The following is a 19,777-nucleotide window of genomic DNA, read 5'->3' as shown; positions in this document are numbered from 1 at the left end:
AGCTCGGCCGATAGCTCCTGTGAACGACTGAACGCGAGCTCGCGCTCTATCCGCCTTGCGTGTGGGCGGCAAGCATCAAGCAGGTCCTGGAGGGCCATCGACCTTCCACCCATCCCCAACAGCTGGCTCTATCACGGGCCGCGGCTGGCGCTGCAGCCAGTCCTGATCTGGTGGGCTCTGAACTGCGCTGGCGTGATCGACTGGACGCGGCGGCGTGACAAAGGGGGATAGCGATCGGGCCGAGAGATGATATTCTCGGGGCATTCCACCAGGGAGACCTTCGTGACTGATCTTTGCGCCGAAGACCTCGCCACCATCTATGCCCAGCCGAGCCCGCGCGTGATCGCGAAAGCGCGCCCCGCAATCGACACGCATGCGAAGAAATTCATCGAGATGTCGCCGTTCTGCGTGCTCGCGACATCGGGAGCGGACGGCAGCGTCGATGCCTCACCACGCGGCGGCGGCGTTGGCTTCGTCCACGTCGCCGGCCCCAACCAGCTGCTGATGCCTGATCGCTCCGGCAACAACCGGATCGACAGTTTTCGAAATGTCGTCGAGGGCTCGGGCTTCGTGCATCTGTTGTTCTTCGTCCCCGGCATCGACGAGACGCTGCGCGTCGGCGGCCGCGGCTCGCTGTCCGCCGATCCGGACCTGCTCGCCTCGATGGTGGAGTTTGGCAAGTCGCCGCGCGCGGTGCTGAACGTCGCCGTCAGCGAAGTCTATTTCCACTGCGGCAAGGCACTGATGCGCTCGAAGCTTTGGTCGTCCGAGAAGGTGCCGCGCTCGGTGATGCCGAGCATCGTCGAGGTGGTCCACGAGCAGACCGGCCTTGGTGAGCCGCAGAGTCAGGAGATCGTGGAAGAGCTCTACAAGACGCAGTTGTAGCTGGCGTCCAGGCTGTCGTCCCGGCCTGGTGCGCAATCGCGCATCAGGCCGATACGGAGTTGTGCCATCGCTAACGCGCCGAACTAATGCCCGTCCCCCTCGAGCCCGCCAACGTGCTTCTGGGTGTAGAGTTCGAGGCCGATGCGGCCGATCAGGTCGAGCTGGGTCTCGAGGAAGTCGATGTGGTGCTCCTCGTCGCTCATCAGCTTCTCGAACAGATCACGCGTCACGTAGTCCTTGACGCTGTGGCAGTAGGTCGCCGCTTCCTGATAGAGCGCCCGCGCGCTCATCTCGGCGGCGAGATCGCACTCGATGATCTCCTTGACGTTCTGGCCGATGCGCAAGGGATCGAGCACCTGCATGTTCGGGAAGCCGTCGAAGAACAGGATTCGCTCGGTGAGCTTATCGGCGTGCTCCATCTCCTCGATGGACTCCTTGCGCCAGACCTTGGACATGTCCCGCAGGCCCCAATTGTCGAGGAAGCGGTAGTGCAGCCAATACTGGTTGATCGCAGTCAGCTCGTGACGCAGTGCCTTGTTGAGATAGTCGATAACTTTTGCGTCGCCCTGCATGGTTCACTCCAGCTCTTGCAGTCCAAATCGGCCGTAAACCGAATTTAGAACGCTTCTAAATGAGTTTGAAGACTGGAGCAACCGGCTACGGGGACGCAGCCGGGGAAAAGCTCAGCCAGGGTTGCGGAGCATTTCAGCAGGCCGCGAGGGCGAACTCGGCCGGCTGGGCCGTCTCGTCGTTCGCCGCCACAGTGTGGTTGTGCGGGCAGCCGGAGCAGCAGGACGTGGCACAGGTGCCAAGCGCTTCGTCGATAATGGTCTTGATCGTCCGAGCGCAGCGGCCGCATTCGGCGCTACAGCCGAGACACCCATAGACCTGCTTGGCATGGCGCACAGCGTCGTCGGACTCGGCGACGGCGGCGCGGATGTCGTCATCGCTCAGCACGTTACAGGAACAAACGATCATGGAAGCGGCAGGCCCTTTGGTGATGCGCCATCATCGATATTTAAGGGGCCGGCCGGATGCAAAAGGAAAAAGCGGAATTTGAAGCTATTCCAAACTAGCCCGGAAACAGCCTAGAACGGCTCTAAAATAGGGCCTTGCACTGGATCAAGATTGCGGCGGACCTAGTCGCCCCCACCGCCTCCACCATCGCCGCCGCCCCCGCAATCTCCGCCACTACTGCCGCTATCGCTGCTGGAACAGCTGCCGCCGTCGGTCGCGCAGCCGGAACTATCGCTGGAAAACCAACTCCCAAACGAGAAGCCGTCGCTCGTGCCGGTGGCGGTGTCGCCGCCGCCATTGACGCTGGCCCCGGCGCGGGAGCCGCGCTGGCCGCGGTTCTGGAGATGGGTAATCCAGCCGTAGCCGATCGCGAAGACGATCCCGGCAGCGATCAATGCATTTATCATCGCGTTACCCATCGTCGCCCTCCCCTGGCTGGGCTGCGGTCCCTACCGATTGGTCGCCCCGGCAAAGGTGCCGTTCATTGATCATTCAAACGAAGTATGGAACTTTACCCTCAAAGAGTTCCCGCGTGTTTGCTCGAAAGGTCAGCCAATGAAGAAGTCGCTCCTGGCAATTGCTGCCGTCGCCGCTGTGGCCCTTAGCGCCATTACACCAGCCCAGGCGCAACGCGGCGTCGCCGCGGGTGTGGCAGCCGGAATCATCGGCGGCGCCATTGTCGGTGGGGCGCTGGCCTCTCCGTATTATTACGGGCCAGGCCCTGGCCCGGGCTACGCATATGGTCCCGGATATGGCGCCGGCTACTATCCGCCGCGCTACTATGCGCCGGGCCCGGGCTACGTCGCGGACGACTATTACGGCAACGGCTGCGTCTGGCAGAAGCAGCGCTTCTGGGACGGTTATGCCTGGCGCGTCCGCCGCGCCAGAGTCTGTGGCTGAAGTCGCCCCAAGCCGGCTCATTCCAGATGCGCCGTCCATTTAGGGGCCTGAAAAAGACCGCTTTTTCTCGTCACAGCTCCGTGTGCGTTTACCGCGGATTGACCATTTGCGCGCTTCCTAGCTGCAAGGCCAATTCCATCAGAGTCTGCGTGAACCTTTGAACCCCGGGCGCTCCTAACAAGGAGCATCCATCTCTCAGGAGAGCCAAGAGTATGAAGAAGACTTTAGTTGCCGCCCTCACGGTTGCGACGATCGCCGGTTCGCTGGTGACCGCCACGCCGTCCGCCCAGGCCCATGACGGGGTCGGCGTCGGCATCGCAGCCGGCCTGATCGGCGGCGCGATCGTCGGCGGCGCCATCGCATCGAGCCGTCCCGCCTATGGTGGACCGGTTTATGTGGCCGAGCCCGGCCCGCCGCCCCCGCCCTGCTACTGGCAGCGCCAGCGCTACTGGGATGGCTACGGCTGGACCGTCCGCCCGGTTCGCGTTTGCTACTGATCTGACCGCATGGCGTTCATGAGCGCCGCGATCGAAGCCCGGCCGAGCACCTCGGCCGGGCTTTTTTTCTTTTAGCCAGCCCTGCGCCTATCGCGCCGCCTGGATCGAGCGCAGCACCTCTTCGCTCGGCCAGCAATCGACCTTGAGGCCTGCCGACTTCTGGTAGGCGCCGAGCGCAGCGCGCGTCTGCATGCCCGCCTTGCCGTCGATCTTGTCCTTGTAGAGCCCGACGCGCGTGAGCCCCCGCTGCATCGCCTCGACGTCCTTGGTCCGCAATTGCTTCGAGGCAGACCATGGGGTCGCGAACGGTTGCGGGCTCGTCATGCGGTCGGCGAGATGTCCGACGAACAGCACGTAGAGGTCGGAAAAATTGTATTCCTTGATCACGAAGTAGTTCTTCGTGGTCAGGAAGGACGGGCCGTAGATGCCTTCAGGCTGCAGCAGGGAGGCCGGCTGTGCCTGCTCGGCGGCAGTGAGCTTTTGTCCACGCACCGGTACAAAGCCTTCGCGCAGCCATTGGCCGATCGGCTTCGTCACCTCGGGCACGCCGGCGGTGCAATCGACTTTGGCCGGTGCCTGCACCTCGTAGGCCCAGCGTACACCGCTCTGCCAGCCCTTGTTGACGAGCTGCTGCGCGGCGGAGGCCAGCGCATCCGGCACCGAGTGCCAGATGTCGATGCGGCCGTCGCGGTCGAAATCGACGCCATGCTTGTAATATTCGGACGGCAGGAATTGCGTGAGCCCGGTCGCACCGGCCCAGGACGAGCGCATGTCCTTGCGTGTCACTACGCCGTCACCGAGAATTTTCAGCGAGAGGATGAACTCGTTGCGATAGCTGTCCTTGCGGCGGCCGACATAGGCCTGCGTCGCCAGCACGCGGACGAGATCGTAAGGCAGCGTATAGCGGCCATAGTCGGTCTCGCGGCCCCAGATCGCCAGCATCACGGTAGCAGGCACGCCGGAGTTTTTCTCGATCTCGGTCAGCGCGGGGCGATATTTTTGCAGCAACCGCTGCCCCTCGCCCGCAAGCCGCGCGATCGAGGCTTCCCTGACATAGTCGGCCGGCACCTGCACGAACTCGGCCTGTGACGGCGCCCCCGTTGCGGGACGCCCCGGCAGGATCAGATCCGGCAGCTTGTAGTCCGGCTCGAGCCCGCGCGTCTCTCGCTCGAACGTCGCGCGCGACACGCCGGCGGCCTCCGCCTCCGGCCACAGCGAGGCGATGAACTGCGCGAAGGCGGCGTCGGCAGCGCCCGCGGGCGACAGGCCGCAGGTGATAGCGATCACCGCAGCTATCAGCACCCGCCGCATCATTTTGAGATCACCGCGTCAGCTTCTTGTACTTCACGCGGTGCGGGATGATGCTGTCCTGGCCGAGCCGGCGCATCTTGTCCTTCTCGTAGTCCTGGAAGTTGCCCTCGAACCATTCGACATGGCTGTCGCCTTCGAAGGCCAGGATGTGGGTCGCGATGCGGTCGAGGAACCAGCGATCATGGCTGATGATGACGGCGCAGCCGGCGAAATCCTCCAGCGCCTCTTCGAGCGCACGCAGGGTGTCGACGTCGAGGTCGTTGGTCGGCTCGTCGAGCAGCAGAACGTTGGCGCCGGATTTCAGCATTTTCGCAAGGTGCACGCGGTTGCGTTCACCGCCGGAGAGCGCGCCGACTTTCTTCTGCTGGTCGGCGCCCTTGAAGTTGAACGACGAACAATAGCCGCGTGAATTGACTTCCCTCTTGCCGAGCAGGATCAGCTCGTTGCCGCCGGAGATCTCCTCCCACACGTTCTTGCTGCCATCGAGCGCGTCGCGCGACTGGTCGACGTAACCAAGATGAACGCTCTCGCCGATCGTGATGGTGCCCTTGTCCGGCTCCTCCTGCTTGGTGATCATCCTGAACAGCGTGGTCTTGCCGGCGCCGTTGGCGCCGATCACGCCGACGATACCGCCGGGCGGCAGCTTGAAAGTGAGATCGTCGATCAGCATGCGATCGCCGAAACCTTTGCTGAGCCCTTCGAAGTCGACCACGTTCTGACCGAGTCGCTCGGCCACCGGAATCGTGATTTGCGCGGTCTGTGTCTGCTTTTCGCTCGCCTGTTTCAGCAGTTCGTCATAGCGCTGATAGCGCGCCTTGGACTTGGCCTGGCGGGCTTTCGGCGAGGACGCGATCCATTCCTGCTCTCGGGCCAGCGTCTTCTGATGCGCAGCGTCCTCGCGGCCCTCCTGCTCGAGCCGCTTCTGCTTCTGCTGCAGCCAGGACGAGTAATTGCCCTCGTAGGGAATGCCCTTGCCGCGATCGAGCTCGAGAATCCAGCTCGTGACGTTGTCGAGGAAGTAGCGGTCATGGGTGACGATCAGGATCGCGCCGGGATAGTTGCGCAGATGGCCTTCCAGCCACGACACCGACTCCGCGTCGAGATGGTTGGTCGGTTCGTCCAGCAGCAGAAGCTCGGGCTGGTCGAGCAGCAGCTTGCAGAGCGCGACGCGGCGGCGCTCACCGCCGGAGAGTTTCGACACGTCGGCATCGTCGGGCGGACAGCGCAGCGCGTCCATGGCCTGGTCGACCTTGCTGTCGAGATCCCAGAGGCCCTGGGCCTCGATCTCGTCCTGCAGCTTGGTCATCTCGTCGGCGGTCTCCTCGGAGTAGTTCATCGCCAGCTCGTTGTAGCGATCGAGGATGGCCTTCTGCTTGGCGACGCCCAGCATGACGTTCTCGCGCACGCTCAATGCCGGATCGAGATGCGGCTCCTGCTCGAGATAGCCGACGCGGGCGCCCTGGGCGACCCAGGCCTCGCCGTTGTACTCCTTGTCGAGGCCGGCCATGATTTTGAGCAGCGTCGACTTGCCCGAGCCATTGACACCGAGCACGCCGATCTTGGCGTCCGGGTAGAAGCTCAGATGGATGTTATCGAGCACCTTCCGGGTCGGGTAGCTCTTGGTCAGGCCCTGCATGAAATAGATGAACTGGCGCGCCATCGGTCCCGAAAACCTTCGATTTGAGGAAATTTGCTTGCCGCCGATGTAGCGATCCCGCCCCGAAAGGGCAATGTTTTCCCTCCGTTCACCACGGATGAATACGGGACGGACACCATCCCGCCGCCGATCCGGACAATTGAAACCATCTTTTAATAAATCAGGCCAAAGCTCGGTTTCGCGCGGAAACAGCGCCACCCGCTCAGAATGAAGGGGAGCACAGCGAGACAGCGTCATGGCCATGATCGAGACCAACTCCCTTCCCGTTCCGGCGGAAGCCGGCAGCGCCTCCGCATTTGCCTCGGAGATCAAGGGCTTCTGGAAGCGCTTCTTTGCCACCGCTTTCAACCCCTACCGGCCCGAACTGCATTACATGCGCGGCCCCGGCCCGGCCTGGCGCGCCAAGCACGGCATGAATGCGCCGTTCCGGCTCAAGCCCCGCGACCTCTGAGCCTTTATCACCTGTCGGATTTTTGAAGACGCGAACGGCTTGCGCACGGTCCTGATTGCGCGCAACCATGGCCTGGTTCCACCTCTCGCCATGGAAGAACGCTGATGACGCGGCTGCGCTGTGCAATTCTCGACGACTATTTCAACCTCGCCCTCGACGTCGCCGATTGGCAAAGCCTGTCCGACCGCATCGACGTCACCGTGTTCAGCCATCCCTTCGCCTCCGAGCAGGCCGCGGCGAGCGCGCTGGCTGATTTCGAGATCGTCTGCGCGATGCGCGAGCGCACCGCGTTCCCCAAGAGCCTGTTCGAAAGCCTGCCGAAGCTGAAGCTCCTGCTGACGTCAGGCATGCGCAACGCCTCGATCGACATGGAGGCCGCCAAGGCGCGGGGCGTCACGATCGGCGGCACGCAATATTCGCGCGATCCGACCGCGCCCCTCACCATGGGCCTGATCCTGGAACTGACCCGCGGCATCGGCCGCGAGAACGCGCGCATGCATGCGGGCGAGCCCTGGCAGGCCTTTGCCGGCGTCGAGATCGAGGGATTGACGCTCGGCGTCGTCGGGCTCGGCAAGCTCGGCAGCAAGATGGCTGATATCGCGAAGGCGTTCGGCATGAACGTGATCGCCTGGAGCCCGAACCTGACCCCGGAGAAGTGCAAGGATGCCGGCGTCGGCTACGCCACCAAGGAGGAGCTGTTCGCCAAGGCCGACATCGTCAGCATCCATGTGGTGCTGAGCGAGCGCTCGCGCGGGCTGGTCGGGGCTTCCGATCTCGCGCGGATGAAACCGACGGCCTTCCTCGTCAACACCGCGCGCGGGCCGATCGTGGACGAGCAGGCGCTGCTCGAGGCGTTGCAGCAGAAGAGGATTGCAGGCGCCGGCATCGACGTATTCTCGGTCGAGCCGCTGCCGACGGACCATTCCTTCCGCAAGCTCGACAACCTCGTGCTGACGCCGCACCTCGGCTACGCCACCGAGGACGGCTTGCGCATCCATTACGGCCAGATGGTCGAGGCGATCGACGCCTTCACCAAGGGCAGTGAGCTGCCGCGCAAGCTGGCGTGATGCCTCAGGCCGCCGAGCGCTGGCTGGTGGGCTGCCGTGCCGCATCGGCAAAGCCGTCGCGCCAGGAGGCATGCGCCGGCAGCCAACCGAGCTCGCGCTTGGCCTTGCCGTTGGAGGCTCCACGCACCTCCGTCATCATCGCAACCATATGCTCGCCCGCAAGCAGGCGCCCGAGCCAGGCGGGGATGTGACGCGGCGGCTTGGCACCGAGGAGTTCGGCCAGCGCGGGCAACCAATCCTTCACCGGCGCCGGATGATCGTCGACGATATTGTAGATGCTGCCGGTGCGTCCGCGTTCAAGCGCGGCGAGCGTGGCAGAGGCTGCATCTTCGGTGTGAATGAACGACCACGTGCCGCCGCCGTCACCGATTACCGGCACACGCCGGTGGCGCAGCTGGTCGATCATCGCCGGCGAGAGCGTGCCGGTGCCGGGTCCATAGAAGAATCCATAGCGTAGCACGATGCCCTCCGGCTTCGTCGAAGCGGTGACGATTCGCTCCAGATAGCGGATTGCCTCAAGCGTGCGTCGCAGCTCTCGCGGTGGATTCGAGTCGAGTTCATCGGTCTCGGTCTTGACCGTTCCCCCGGCGCGACTGAAGGTCCAGCCGCAGAAGCTTTGCGCGATGAAGCGCTTGGCGCCGGCCTCGCGCGCGGCGTTGAGCAGAATGTCGGTTCCGCGGGTGCGGAGCTCGTTGGTTCGCTTGAAAGCCCGATCGAAATGCCGGAGGTCCGTGGCGGCCGCGAGATCTGTCATCTGGTGGATGACGGCGTTGGGCTTTGCCGCAATCACCGCAGCGCGCATGCTGTCGGCATCGAGGCCGTCGGCAACGACCGTCTCCGCACCCAATCGCCGCACAAGGTCTGTTTTTGCCGCACTCCGTGTCGTGCCGATCACCGAATGACCCGCGGCGACCAGCGCCTGAACAAGATACTGACCGACCGCGCCGGTCGCGCCCGCAACAAAGATGCGCATCCTGTGCTCCTCAATTCGTTGCAATCCTCCCGGACGTAATCGAGGTGCGGAGCCGTTCAAGTATGCGCAAGTGAGACTTGCACGCATGCGTCAAATGATGACGGCGCGTGACCGAAGGCCACGCGCCGTCATCAGATCAATTCTTGCGAAGCCGATTCAGCGCACGGTGACGGGCGCGGGCAGCGGCGGCACCACTGTCAGCTGGGTGCCTCCGACCGGGCCGGCCTGCGCGGCCATTGGTGCGGGGCCGGCAGTGCCGGGCATGGGCGCGGCGGATGCGGTCGCCGTTCCCGGCGGCGGACCACCCGGCATCACGACCACGCGGGTGCCGACCTTGACGCGATCGAACAAGTCGGAGACGTCCTCGTTCAGCATGCCGATGCAGCCGGACGACACGAACTTGCCGATGGTCGAGGGCTGGTTGGTGCCGTGGATGCGGTAGACGGTCGAGCCGAGATACATCGCACGGGCGCCGAGCGGATTGCCGGGACCGCCGGCCATGAAACGCGGCAGATAGGGCTGGCGCTCGATCATCTCGGTCGGCGGATGCCAATCCGGCCACTCGGCCTTGCGAGTGATCTTCTGCACGCCGGTCCAGGTGAAGCCGTCGCGGCCGACGCGGACGCCGTAGCGGATCGCACGGCCATTGCCCAGCACGTAATAGAGATAGGTGTTCGGGGTATCGACGATGAGTGTTCCGGCCGGCTCCTTGGTCGCCAGCGAGACCTCCTGGCGGCGCAGGTTCTGCGGCAGCTGCGCCGGAGCAGCGTCAGGCTGCTCCTCGGGCGGCAGCGACGCGATCACCATCGGCCGGCCGTCGGCACCAACGGGCGGCTGCCCGGCCTGGACCGTTCCGGTCGCGGCGGGACCACCGACCGCCTCGGGCGGACGCAGGCCGTCACTGCCGGGCGCCTGAGTCGGACGATCGGCGTAGATCACCGCGGGCGGGCCGGCAGGGCGGCCGTAGCGCGGGTCGTCGGGCGACGTCACGGGACCCTGCGGTGGCGCGGCCGAGTAGACGGGGGCACCTGCGGGACGGCCATAACGGGGATCATCGGGCGACATCACCGGACCCTGCGGCGGCGCGGCGGAATACACCGGGGGAGCGCCGGGCGGACGGCCGTAACGCGGATCCGGACCGGGCGGCGGCAGCGCTGCCTGCGGCATCGCGTCATCTTCATCGTCGAGCGCGTCGAAACTCGGCGCGCGGTCGCCGGGCCGATATTCGGCCGGCGGCCCGCCATAGCTCGGCGCCTGCTGGACCGGATAGCTCTGGGCCTGTGCGAGCGAGGTTCCCGCCGCAGCGACTGTTGCGGCAGCGCATATCGTCAGAAAATGTTTGATCATCATCGCTCTTGTATAGTCCCCGGGCCCCGTCCGGACCGTTAACGGCCAGATGACGGAAGATAGCGGCACATTCAAGACATTACAGGCGGATTTGTGCCTGATTTGCCGATTTGTGATCCGCAAGACTACCGTTGCCTCCTTGCATCATGGGGCGAAAATCAGCCCACGCCCGAGATCGCCGGAGTCGCCGGCTCCGTTTTTTACGGAACGGCGCGGAATCGTTGCGGTATGTTCGAATCAGCCTGATTCGCCTCCGCTTTGAGCTTCGATCCCCGCGTGGCGAACGCGGCAAGCAGTACCGTCACCGCGTTCAGATGGCTCATGGGCCCTGGCCACTTCACCGCCGGGGCGGAAATTCGCAATCCCTCGATGCTTCCCGGCTTTCGCTTCCTGTTTGCCGCGATCCTGCTGTCAGCCTCCATCCTGGTATTCGGCCTGGGCGCCGCCGCGCTGCTGCGGGCGAGCCACGAGCAGTATGTCAGCAACCCCTCCTGGCGGAACGGCCCGCAGGAGCAGGTGTTTGCACAAGCTCCCGAGCCGGCCCAGCCGGTGCTCGCGGTCCTCCGCGCCGAGCCGGAAGCGGCCACCGATCCGACGCCGTCGCTGCGCGATCAAGTCCCGACCATCGCACTGCCGATGAGCGAGCCCGAACAAGTGGTCGCGCTGACGACTGAGACCGACGGTCAGCCGCAGGTCGTTGCCCCTCCGGCTGACGTCCCGGCCGAACCGGCCAATGCGAAGACCAAGGCCGAGACGACGACGGACGCCGCGGTGCAGGCCTCAAGCAACACGCTTACTCCGGCCGACGCCAGCGCATCCATCGCCGAGGCCAAGCCCGTTTCGATCGCTCTCGCGAGCAAACCAACACCTGCCGCCCCCAGCGGAGCCTCGGCTTCGTCCAGGTTCGACATGGCGAGCGCGAAGTTCGCCGCATTGAACGACCCGGCGACCACGGCCTGGGAGGGTCCGCCGGCGAAGGCCAAGGCCGGCTCTAAGGCCGACAGCAGGTCGCCGGAGAGCAAGGCGACCAAGCCGCGGGCGCATCGCGTCAAGAAGCGCCGCCGCATTGTCTGGCGCGCGCCGCCGCCGGTTCAGCAACTCGATCCGTTCGGACAACCGCAACCCACGCTCGCCGCAACGACGACCGCGCGCGCACGTCAGTAGGGTTACGCCGGCCCGGTTGCGATCGGCGGTCCCTTTTCCTGGCCCCATTCCGACCATGAGCCATCGTAGAGCGCGGTGTCGGTGATGCCGAGGCGATAGAGCGCCAATGTCAGCACGCCGGCGGAGACCCCGGAGCCGCAGCTCGTCACGATCGGCGCATCGAGCCTGACGCCGGCGTTGGTAAAGGCAGCGCGGAGATCATCAAGCGGCTTCATCGTGCCGGTCGCGGCGTCGAACAGGAGATTGTAGGGCACGTTGCGCGCGCCCGGGATATGGCCGGAGCGGATGCCTGCGCGCGGCTCCGGCGCCCGGCCCTCGAACCGGTCGGCGGCGCGCGCGTCGATCACCTGCTCGGCACGGCTTTCGACGTTGGCGATCAATTGCTGCATGCTGCGCACGCGTTTTGAATCGTAGCTGGCCGTGAACGTCGCAGGCTTCGGCTTCGCCTCGCCACTCTCGACCGGACGCCCCTCGGCGCGCCACTTCTTCAGGCCGCCATTGAGGATGCGCACATTGCCGTGCCCGAAAGCCAGGAACATCCACCACGCGCGGGGAGCAGCGACCCAGCCGCCGGCATCATAGATCACGACGGTGTCGGCATTGGAGATGCCGAGATGACCGACGTCGCGGCCGAACTGCTCGGCACTCGGATACATGTGCGGCAGCGGGTTGGAATGGTCCGAGATCGCATCGACGTCGAAGAACACCGCGCCCGGCAGATGCGCGGCGAGATAATCGTCCTTCGGCAATGGCAGCACACCCGGCAGCTTGAAGCTGGCGTCGAGCACCTTGACGTTGGCGTCATTGATGTGGGCGGCGAGCCATTCGGTAGAGATGAGGGGATCGGTGGGCATGCGAGATCTTTCTATTATTCCGGGCGAGCGCAACGTGAGCGAGGTTGAAGCAGTGCGCATCCAACTCCGCTGTCATCGCCCGGCCAGTGCGCAATTGCGCACTAGGACCGGGCGATCCAGTATTCCAGAGGCGATTGTAATTGAGCCGAGAGGCCGCGGCGTACTGGATTCCCCGCTTTCGCGGGGAATGACGCCGGAGATTGGAGCGGCAGCGCAGCACCCTCACCCCTTCTTCTTCGGCTCCCACTGTTGGGTCGGCCCGCCGGCGTCGCGCCAGGCGGCGTAGCCGCCCGCGATGTGGGCGACGGGCTTGAGGCCCATGTCCTGCGCAGTCTTGGCGGCGAGCGCAGAGCGCAAGCCGCCGGCGCAATGGAAGACGAACTTCTTGTCCTCCTGGAACACCGGCTTGGCATAAGGGCTCTGCGGATCGATCCAGAATTCGAGCATGCCGCGGGTGCAGGCGAACGCGCCGGGGATGCGGCCGTCGCGCTCGATCTCGCGGGGATCGCGGATGTCGACGATGACGACGTCGCCGTTCTTGGAGATCTCGATGGCGTCTTTGGCGGTGAGCGTCTCGATCTCGGCATTGGCCTCGTCGATCAGCGCCTTGATGCCACGGGTGATGGTCTGGGGCACGTGGTTCTCCCTCTTGTAGTCATTCCCGGCGCGGAGCGCGAGCTAGTGCGTTAATTCCTTCATCGCACCTTCAAGTCCCTCGATCGTGATCGGATACATGCGGTTGGCGAAAATGCGTTTGATGATGGTGGTGGATTCCGAATAGTCCCAGTGCTTCTGTTGCACGGGGTTCAGCCACACCGAATGCGGATAGGTACGGATGATGCGGTCGAGCCAGACCGAGCCGGGCTCCTCGTTGACGTGCTCGACCGAGCCGCCGGGCACCATGATCTCGTAGGGCGACATCGAGGCGTCGCCGACGAACACGATCTTGTAATCGTGCGGGTATTTGTGCAGCACGTCCCAGGTCGGGGTGCGGTCGGTAAAGCGCCGCTTGTTCTGCTTCCACACGCCTTCATAGAGGCAATTGTGGAAGTAGAAATACTCCATGTGCTTGAACTCGCTCTTCGCCGCCGAGAACAACTCCTCGACCTGCTCGATATGCGCGTCCATCGAGCCGCCGATGTCGAAGAACACTAGCAGCTTCACCGCGTTGCGGCGCTCGGGCCGCATGTGCACGTCGAGATAGCCGTGATTGGCGGTCTCGCGGATGGTGGTGTCGAGATCGAGTTCATCCGGCGCGCCGGTGCGCGCGAATTTGCGCAGGCGGCGCAATGCCACCTTGATGTTGCGGATGCCGAGCTCGACATTGCCGTCCAGATCCTTGAACTCGCGCTTGTCCCACACCTTGACGGCGCGGTTGTTGCGGTTCTTGTCCTGGCCGATGCGAATGCCTTCGGGATTGTAACCATGAGCGCCGAACGGCGAGGTGCCGGCGGTGCCGATCCACTTCGAGCCGCCCTGATGACGGCCCTTCTGCTCCTCGAGACGCTTCTTCAGGGTCTCCATGAGCTTGTCCCAGCCCATGGCCTCGATCTGCTTCTTCTCTTCGTCGGTCAGGTATTTCTCGGCGAGCTTCTTCAGCCACTCCTCGGGGATCTCGGCCCCCTCCATGGCGTCGAGCAGGCTTTCCAGCCCCTTGAAGACGGTGCCGAAGACGCGGTCGAACTTGTCGAGGTTGCGCTCGTCCTTCACCAGGGAGGTGCGCGAGAGATAGTAGAAATTCTCGACCGAGTAGTCCGCGAGGTCGGCGTCGAGCGCCTCCATCAGCGTGAGGTATTCGCGCAGCGTCACGGGGACCTGCGCATCGCGCAGAGAAGTGAAGAATTGCAGGAACATGGGTGACAGATTGCCCTTTGGATTGTCGGCGTCAAGGGGCGCCTCGGAGACCCCACCCGACGAGCTCTGGGCAGGATTGTCCGCCAGGCGGGATTGGCGGAGCGATTGTGCTCGTCATCCTTTCGCTGATAAAACGGGTCTGAAAGCCTGACCGAACCAGGAACGGCCGCCACGCGCGGCCGTTCCGTTTGTTGGACCAGGGCCATGAAACTGGCAATTCCTGGGACGACGACCAACAAGGACGCGCGATGAAATTTACCGGCACCAAGGACTATGTTGCGACCGACGATCTCAAGGTCGCGGTCAATGCCTCGATCGTGCTGGAGCGCCCGCTGCTCATCAAGGGCGAGCCCGGCACCGGCAAGACGGTGCTGGCGGAGGAAGTGGCGAAGGCGCTGAACGCCCCGCTTCTGACCTGGCACATCAAGTCCACCACCAAGGCACAGCAAGGCCTCTATGAATACGACGCGGTATCGCGCCTTCGCGACAGCCAGCTTGGCGATGCCCGCGTGTCCGACATCAAGAACTACATCAAGCGCGGCAAGCTGTGGGATGCCTTCACCGCCGAGCAGCGCCCGGTGCTGCTGATCGACGAGATCGACAAGGCCGACATCGAATTCCCAAATGATCTCCTGCTTGAGCTCGACCGCATGGAATTCCACGTCTACGAGACCGGCGAGACGATCAAGGCCAAGCAGCGCCCGATCATGATGATCACCTCCAACAACGAGAAGGAGCTGCCGGACGCGTTCCTGCGCCGCTGCTTCTTCCACTACATCAAGTTCCCCGATGCCGACACCATGACCCGGATCGTCGACGTCCACTTCCCCGGCATCAAGAAGCGGCTGGTCGAGGAAGCCCTGCGCATCTTCTTCGAGGTCCGCGAAGTGCCCGGGTTGAAGAAGAAGCCCTCCACCTCAGAGCTTCTGGACTGGCTCAAACTGCTGCTCAACGAAGACATGAGCGTCGAGCAGTTGCGCGAGCGCGACCCGCGCAAGCTGATCCCACCACTGCACGGTGCGCTGCTCAAGAACGAGCAGGACGTGCATCTGTTCGAGCGATTGGCGTTCCTGAGCCGGAGGGAAGTGTAGGTTCGAGCGCACTCCGCTGCCGCCCCACCTTCCGGTGTCATTCCCCGCGAAGGCGGGGAATCCAGTACGCCGCGGCTTCTCGAATCAATCATAACCGCCTCTGGAATACTGGATCGCCAGGTCAAACCGGGCGATGACACCGAGAGTGTGGCGCACTCTCTCCACCTCGTCATTGCGAGCGCAGCGAAGCAATCCAGGCTGCCTCCGCGGAAAGATCCTGGATTGCATCGCTGCGCTCGCGATGACGGAGCAAGGGTGAGCATCGCCCTCTCCAACTCGCGCTTCAAATCGCGAGGGGCGACCAAGGTCGCGTGAGATGGGCCTCCGGCTCTGCAGCGCACAGCTGCACCGGACGATGCTTCGCATCGCCGGGGAAGCGCAGCGCTGCGTCCGGAGCACGAGACCTTGCTACGCCACCGCCGCATCCGGCACGCGCGCGGCTTCCATCGGCTTCTTGCCGCGGATCAAGTCCGAGGCGCGGTCGGCGATCATCATGGTTGAGGCATTGAGGTTCGCCGAGATCATGCGCGGCATCACGGAGGCATCGATGACGCGGAGACCTTGCAACCCGTGAACGCGGAGCTGATCGTCGACCACCGCCCAGGTGGAATCCGCCGGGCCCATGCGGCAGGTGCAGCCGGGGTGGAAGGTGGTGGTGCCGCGCTCGGTGGCGGCCGCCAAAAACTCGTCGTCGGTATTGACGTTGGGTCCGGGGAAATCCTCGTAGGCGTAATAGGGCGACAGCGGCGCGCTCTTCAAAAGCCTGCGCGCGAGCTTCATGCCGCCGACGATGACCCGGCGGTCGAGCTCGGCGTCAAGATAGTTGGTCTGGATGATCGGCGGCGCAAACGGATCTGCCGAGCGGATGCGGACATAGCCGCGGCTCTCGGGGCGCTGCTGCCAGGACGCCACCGTCATGCCGGGCTCGTCCTCGAGCTGGCCCTGCACGCCTTCCTTGTAGCTCGCCGGTGTGAAGGTGAGCTGGAGGTCGGAGCTCTCCGCACTCTCGCCGGAGTGCCAGAAGCAGTAGACCATGGTCGGCGACAGCGACAGCAGGCCTTTGCGCGCGGTCGCCCATTTCATCGCCTCGACCCAGAGACGCCAGCCGCGGCGGAGCTCGTTGATGGTCCTGATGTCCTTGACGCGCGCGACCGTGCGCGGGGCGTAGTGATCTTGCAGGCCTTCGCCGACCGGAAGCGCGTGACGCACGGCGATGCCGTGGGCCTGCAACAGATCCGGTGAGCCGATGCCGGACAACTGGAGCAGCTGCGGCGAATTATAGGTGCCGCCGGAGAGGATCACTTCCTTGTTGGCGCGGACCTCGACCGGCGTGCCGCCATGACCGCCCTTCATGTAGCGCACGCCGACGGCGCGCTTGCCCTCGAAGATGATCTCGGTCGCATGCGCGTGGGTGCGGACATGCACGTTCGGCCGCTTCATCGCGGGCTTGAGGAAAGCGGTGGCGCCGGAGACGCGCAAGCCCTTGTCGATGGTGCGCTGGCAATAGGAGACGCCTTCCTGGGTCTTGCCGTTGTAGTCGGGGTTGCGCGGAATGCCGAGGCTCACCGCGCCTTCCATGAAGGCTTCGCAAAGCGGATCGCGCCAGTTCATGGTGGTGACGGTGAGATTGCCTTCGCGGCCGCGATAAATGTCCTCGCCCTCGCCGACCCGCTTCTCCAGCCGCCGGAAGTAGGGCAGCACGTCGGCATAGCCCCAGCCGCGATTGCCCATCTGCGCCCAGGTGTCGAAATCCATGCGCTGGCCGCGGTTGTAGATGTGGCCGTTGATCGAGGACGAACCGCCGAGCGTCTTGCCGCGCGGCGCGTAGATGCTGCGGCCGCCGGTCCAGGGTCCGACCTCCTGCTGGTAGGCCCAGTTGATGCTCTTCATGTGGAAGGTCTTGATGAAGCCGGCCGGCAGATGGATGTAGGGATGCCAGTCGCTCGGGCCGGCCTCGAGCACGCAAACGCTGGTCGCAGGGTTTTCGCTCAGCCGGCTGGTGAGCACGCAACCGGCGGAGCCCGCGCCGACGATCACATAATCAAATCTGTCCATGGTGCCTCGGCCGCCTCTAGCGCGGCTTGTCGTTGAGTTGATAATTCAAATGCGTTCGCACCGTAGGCCATTCGGCCGCGGTGATGCTGTAGACCACGGTGTCGCGTAGCGTGCCGTTCGGCGCGACCTGGTGGCTGCGCAGGATGCCGTCCTGCTTGGCGCCCAGGCGCTCGATGGCGCGGCGGCTCTGGTGATTGAAGAAGTGGGTGCGGAATTCCACCGCGATGCAGTCCAGGGTTTCGAAGGCGTGGGTGAGCAGCAGCAATTTGCACTGCGTGTTGAGCGGGCCGCGTTGCGCGCTCTTACCATACCAGGTCGAGCCGATCTCGACGCGGCGGTTGGCCGCATCGATGTTCATGTAGGTCGTCATGCCCACGATCTTGCCGCTGCCATCGAATACGGTGAAGGGGAGCATCGAGCCGGCGGCCTGAAGACCGAGCCGGCGGTCGATTTCCTTGCCCATGTTGTCCGGCGTCGGGATTGCGGTGTACCAGATGGTGGAGAGCTCACCATCCTTCACGGCCTCGCTCAGCCCCTCGCGGTGCTGATGCGACAGCGGCTCCAGAGCGGCATGCTGTCCGCGCAGGGTGATGGGATCAGGCCAGGGCATTTGAAACTCTCTCCTTTGTCATTGCGAGGAGCGAAGCGACGAAGCAATCCAGACTGTCACCGCGGACGCATTCCTGGATTGCTTCGCTTCGGTTGCAATGATGGTCACTAGCACCGTTTACTTGTTAAGGAAATTCAACGGCAAACCGCTGCGCGGCCAGTCCATGGCGATCAGCTCGCCCTTGCCGGAGAGGGTGATGTAGGCGGTCTTCAGCTCGGGGCCGCCGAAGGCGATGTTGGTGGTGACGCGGTCGCCGGTCGGGATCTGCTCGACCAGCGTGCCATCGGGCGCGATCACCGAGATGCAGCCGGAGACGAGGGTGGCGACGCAGACATTGCCGTTGGCTTCGACCGCCAGCGAATCGAACATCTGGTAGCCGCCGAGGCCGCAGATCGGTTTGCCCCGCTCGCCGCGATAGATCGCGTCGCGCGGCTTGAGCGTGCCGGGCGCGGAGAGCTCGTAGGCCCAGAGCCGGCCCGTCGGCGTCTCCGCGATGTAGACGGTGGTCTCGTCCGGCGAGAGGCCGATGCCGTTCGCCGGCAACACGCCGTGGACGACCTCGACGATCTCCTTCATGCCGGGCTTGAGATAGTACATGCCGCCGACGTCCATCTCGCGCGCGCGGCGCTTGCCGAGATCGGAGAACCAGAGGCCGCCCTGCTTGTCGAACACCAGATCGTTCGGCCCGCGCAGATCGTGCTCGGCGCATCTGGTCACGACGGTTTCGATCTGGCCGGATTGCAGATCGACGCGCTGGATCGAGCCGCCGAGATAGCCGTCGGGCTGCGGACCCGGCATGATCATGTTGCGGGTCGGGATCCAGGAGAAGCCGCCATTGTTGCAGATGTAGATCTTGCCGTCGGGGCCGAGGGCTGCGCCGTTCGGGCCGCCCGGAATCTTCGCGACGACCTCCTTGCGCCCGTCGGGATGGATTCGGGTCAGGCGCTGGCCGCGGATTTCCACCAGCACGACCGAGCCGTCCGGCATCACGACCGGCCCTTCGGGAAATTCGAGGTCGGTGGCGAGAACGCGGACGTTGGACATGTGGGGACCCTCCCGGCTGCTTGTTATGACTTGCGCGGGATGTCCGGCACGGGCCCCACACGCAAGATTGCCTGCGGTTATGACAAAGTCACCGGGGCTTGCCAAGCAAGCCGGATGGTATGCCAGCGTTGCGCGCTAATCTCGCACGGGTATCCAAATCTCCAGGCCGCCATTGCCGGTGGCGGGATCGAATTTCTCGTCGTAGCGCTCGAAGTTCGGCGCATCGGCAGCCTTCAGGCCGGAGGCCGGCAGCCACTGATTCCAGATCGCGTTGACGGTGCGCCTGATCGAGGCGACGTGGTCGGTGTGGGTGAACACCGCATAGCGCTGCTCGGGGATGCGGATACGGCCGAAGGGGCGCGGCAGTTCGGAGAAATCGGCGACCTCGACGCCGGCAATGTAGTCGAAATTGCCGGCATCGTCGCCGTTGCAGCAGACGCCATAGGCGACCGGTCCAACGCGCGCGGGAATGTCGGCGACCTCCTGGTGGAAGCGCTGCCACAGTCCAGGAATGGCCGCGCCGTTGTCGCAGGAGATGCGCTCGCTGATGCCTGCGACGAGGAAGGCCTTTGTGGTTTCGAAGCGCGGGTTGGCGAGTTTGTCCGAGATGGTTGAATCCATGAGGATCGGCTCCTGAAGCTTGAGATGGCCGGTGCATTGCGCGGCGCGCACCGCTTCGGGCGTGGTGCCGAACTGGTCGCGGAACGCGCGGGTGAATGCTTCGTGCGAGCCGTAATCGGCCTCCAGCGCCAGCGACAGGATGTCCGGCGCGCCATTCGCAAGACTGCGCGCCGCTTCGCTCAGCCGCCGCGCGCGCACGTACCGCATCACCGGCAGGCCGGTGGCTACGGCAAACGCGCGCACGATGTGGAACCGCGACACGCCCGATATCGCAGCGATCTCGTCGAGCGTCATCGGCTCGGCCAGATGGCTCTCGACATACCAGAGCGCGCGCTGGGCTGGGTTCATGGCGTTTCTCGTTCGAAGCGCGACCATGATG

21 protein-coding genes and 1 pseudogene are annotated in these 19,777 nt (G+C 64.4%); 8 read left to right on the top strand and 14 right to left on the bottom strand.

The genetic code is table 11. The features are described from left to right. Positions 1 to 38: 38 nt before the first annotated feature. Positions 39 to 231, top strand: a pseudogene (locus IVB42_RS27045) (hypothetical protein); the annotation flags it as partial. 51 nt (positions 232 to 282) lie between these two features. Then, positions 283 to 885, top strand: a complete 603-nt coding sequence (locus IVB42_RS27040; RefSeq protein ID WP_026232674.1) for an MSMEG_1061 family FMN-dependent PPOX-type flavoprotein — start codon at positions 283 to 285, stop codon at positions 883 to 885. An 83-nt stretch (positions 886 to 968) separates the two neighbouring features. Here IVB42_RS27040 and bfr read toward each other — a convergent pair whose 3' ends face one another. From bfr to IVB42_RS27025, 3 genes are all read right to left on the bottom strand, one after another. Further along, a complete protein-coding gene (bfr, locus tag IVB42_RS27035) occupies positions 969 to 1,457 on the bottom strand; it encodes a bacterioferritin (RefSeq protein WP_018454135.1) in 489 nt (162 codons plus the stop codon). A 133-nt stretch (positions 1,458 to 1,590) separates the two neighbouring features. Continuing rightward, complete coding sequence (locus tag IVB42_RS27030; RefSeq protein ID WP_026232673.1) at positions 1,591 to 1,863, bottom strand: (2Fe-2S)-binding protein; 273 nt, start codon at positions 1,861 to 1,863, stop codon at positions 1,591 to 1,593. A gap of 161 nt (positions 1,864 to 2,024) precedes the next feature. Beyond that, positions 2,025 to 2,321, bottom strand: a complete 297-nt coding sequence (locus tag IVB42_RS27025; RefSeq protein WP_143274228.1) for a hypothetical protein — start codon at positions 2,319 to 2,321, stop codon at positions 2,025 to 2,027. A gap of 136 nt (positions 2,322 to 2,457) precedes the next feature. Here IVB42_RS27025 and IVB42_RS27020 point away from each other — a divergent pair, with 136 nt between their 5' ends. After that, positions 2,458 to 2,802: a hypothetical protein gene (locus IVB42_RS27020; RefSeq protein WP_018454132.1), complete on the top strand. Its 345-nt coding sequence runs from the start codon at positions 2,458 to 2,460 to the stop codon at positions 2,800 to 2,802. A 212-nt stretch (positions 2,803 to 3,014) separates the two neighbouring features. After that, positions 3,015 to 3,299, top strand: a complete 285-nt coding sequence (locus IVB42_RS27015) for a hypothetical protein (protein WP_007613695.1) — start codon at positions 3,015 to 3,017, stop codon at positions 3,297 to 3,299. 87 nt (positions 3,300 to 3,386) lie between these two features. Here the strand turns inward: IVB42_RS27015 and IVB42_RS27010 are convergent, their stop codons facing one another. Further along, the gene (locus IVB42_RS27010; RefSeq protein WP_085351863.1) at positions 3,387 to 4,613 is read right to left on the bottom strand and encodes a lytic murein transglycosylase; all 1,227 of its coding nucleotides are present in this window, start codon (positions 4,611 to 4,613) and stop codon (positions 3,387 to 3,389) included. Positions 4,614 to 4,620: 7 nt separating this feature from the next. Continuing rightward, on the bottom strand, positions 4,621 to 6,270 hold the full coding sequence (gene ettA, locus IVB42_RS27005) for an energy-dependent translational throttle protein EttA (RefSeq protein WP_018454130.1): 1,650 nt from the start codon (positions 6,268 to 6,270) through the stop codon (positions 4,621 to 4,623). A gap of 232 nt (positions 6,271 to 6,502) precedes the next feature. Here ettA and IVB42_RS27000 point away from each other — a divergent pair, with 232 nt between their 5' ends. Both IVB42_RS27000 and IVB42_RS26995 read left to right on the top strand, forming a co-directional pair. Beyond that, the gene (locus IVB42_RS27000; protein WP_018454129.1) at positions 6,503 to 6,718 is read left to right on the top strand and encodes a hypothetical protein; all 216 of its coding nucleotides are present in this window, start codon (positions 6,503 to 6,505) and stop codon (positions 6,716 to 6,718) included. A gap of 104 nt (positions 6,719 to 6,822) precedes the next feature. Continuing rightward, a complete protein-coding gene (locus tag IVB42_RS26995) occupies positions 6,823 to 7,785 on the top strand; it encodes a D-2-hydroxyacid dehydrogenase family protein (RefSeq protein ID WP_247294971.1) in 963 nt (320 codons plus the stop codon). Between the two features lie 4 nt (positions 7,786 to 7,789). Here the strand turns inward: IVB42_RS26995 and IVB42_RS26990 are convergent, their stop codons facing one another. Both IVB42_RS26990 and IVB42_RS26985 read right to left on the bottom strand, forming a co-directional pair. Further along, the gene (locus tag IVB42_RS26990; protein WP_247361146.1) at positions 7,790 to 8,758 is read right to left on the bottom strand and encodes an NAD-dependent epimerase/dehydratase family protein; all 969 of its coding nucleotides are present in this window, start codon (positions 8,756 to 8,758) and stop codon (positions 7,790 to 7,792) included. A 156-nt stretch (positions 8,759 to 8,914) separates the two neighbouring features. After that, positions 8,915 to 10,105: a L,D-transpeptidase family protein gene (locus IVB42_RS26985; protein ID WP_247294976.1), complete on the bottom strand. Its 1,191-nt coding sequence runs from the start codon at positions 10,103 to 10,105 to the stop codon at positions 8,915 to 8,917. Positions 10,106 to 10,426: 321 nt separating this feature from the next. On the opposite strand from IVB42_RS26985, the gene IVB42_RS26980 reads away from it, so the two are divergent. After that, positions 10,427 to 11,269, top strand: a complete 843-nt coding sequence (locus tag IVB42_RS26980; RefSeq protein WP_018454124.1) for a hypothetical protein — start codon at positions 10,427 to 10,429, stop codon at positions 11,267 to 11,269. 2 nt (positions 11,270 to 11,271) lie between these two features. Here IVB42_RS26980 and sseA read toward each other — a convergent pair whose 3' ends face one another. The 3 genes from sseA to IVB42_RS26965 all read right to left on the bottom strand — a co-directional run bounded on the left by sseA (position 11,272) and on the right by IVB42_RS26965 (position 13,977). Beyond that, positions 11,272 to 12,123, bottom strand: a complete 852-nt coding sequence (sseA, locus tag IVB42_RS26975) for a 3-mercaptopyruvate sulfurtransferase (RefSeq protein WP_018454123.1) — start codon at positions 12,121 to 12,123, stop codon at positions 11,272 to 11,274. 222 nt (positions 12,124 to 12,345) lie between these two features. Next, positions 12,346 to 12,759, bottom strand: coding sequence for a rhodanese-like domain-containing protein (locus tag IVB42_RS26970; RefSeq protein ID WP_018454122.1), 414 nt, complete (start codon positions 12,757 to 12,759; stop codon positions 12,346 to 12,348). A gap of 42 nt (positions 12,760 to 12,801) precedes the next feature. Then, the gene (locus tag IVB42_RS26965) at positions 12,802 to 13,977 is read right to left on the bottom strand and encodes a VWA domain-containing protein (protein ID WP_018454121.1); all 1,176 of its coding nucleotides are present in this window, start codon (positions 13,975 to 13,977) and stop codon (positions 12,802 to 12,804) included. A gap of 248 nt (positions 13,978 to 14,225) precedes the next feature. On the opposite strand from IVB42_RS26965, the gene IVB42_RS26960 reads away from it, so the two are divergent. Beyond that, positions 14,226 to 15,068, top strand: a complete 843-nt coding sequence (locus IVB42_RS26960; protein ID WP_007600695.1) for a MoxR family ATPase — start codon at positions 14,226 to 14,228, stop codon at positions 15,066 to 15,068. A 408-nt stretch (positions 15,069 to 15,476) separates the two neighbouring features. On the opposite strand, the gene IVB42_RS26955 is transcribed toward IVB42_RS26960, so the two are convergent. From IVB42_RS26955 to IVB42_RS26940, 4 genes are all read right to left on the bottom strand, one after another. After that, positions 15,477 to 17,123 (bottom strand): GMC family oxidoreductase N-terminal domain-containing protein, encoded by a 1,647-nt coding sequence (locus IVB42_RS26955; RefSeq protein WP_018454119.1) that lies wholly within the window; start codon positions 17,121 to 17,123, stop codon positions 15,477 to 15,479. 16 nt (positions 17,124 to 17,139) lie between these two features. Then, positions 17,140 to 17,733, bottom strand: a complete 594-nt coding sequence (locus IVB42_RS26950) for a GNAT family protein (protein ID WP_018454118.1) — start codon at positions 17,731 to 17,733, stop codon at positions 17,140 to 17,142. A gap of 117 nt (positions 17,734 to 17,850) precedes the next feature. Continuing rightward, complete coding sequence (locus IVB42_RS26945) at positions 17,851 to 18,777, bottom strand: SMP-30/gluconolactonase/LRE family protein (protein WP_085395672.1); 927 nt, start codon at positions 18,775 to 18,777, stop codon at positions 17,851 to 17,853. Between the two features lie 135 nt (positions 18,778 to 18,912). Then, positions 18,913 to 19,746 carry an AraC family transcriptional regulator gene (locus tag IVB42_RS26940; RefSeq protein ID WP_162496389.1) on the bottom strand — a complete coding sequence of 278 codons (834 nt, stop codon included), beginning with the start codon at positions 19,744 to 19,746 and terminating at the stop codon, positions 18,913 to 18,915. Positions 19,747 to 19,777 lie beyond the last annotated feature (31 nt).

This window comes from Bradyrhizobium sp. 45, from assembly GCF_023073155.1.
Classification (GTDB): Bacteria; Pseudomonadota; Alphaproteobacteria; order Rhizobiales; family Xanthobacteraceae; genus Bradyrhizobium; species Bradyrhizobium canariense_D.
This window is presented reverse-complemented; position numbering and strand designations above follow the sequence as displayed.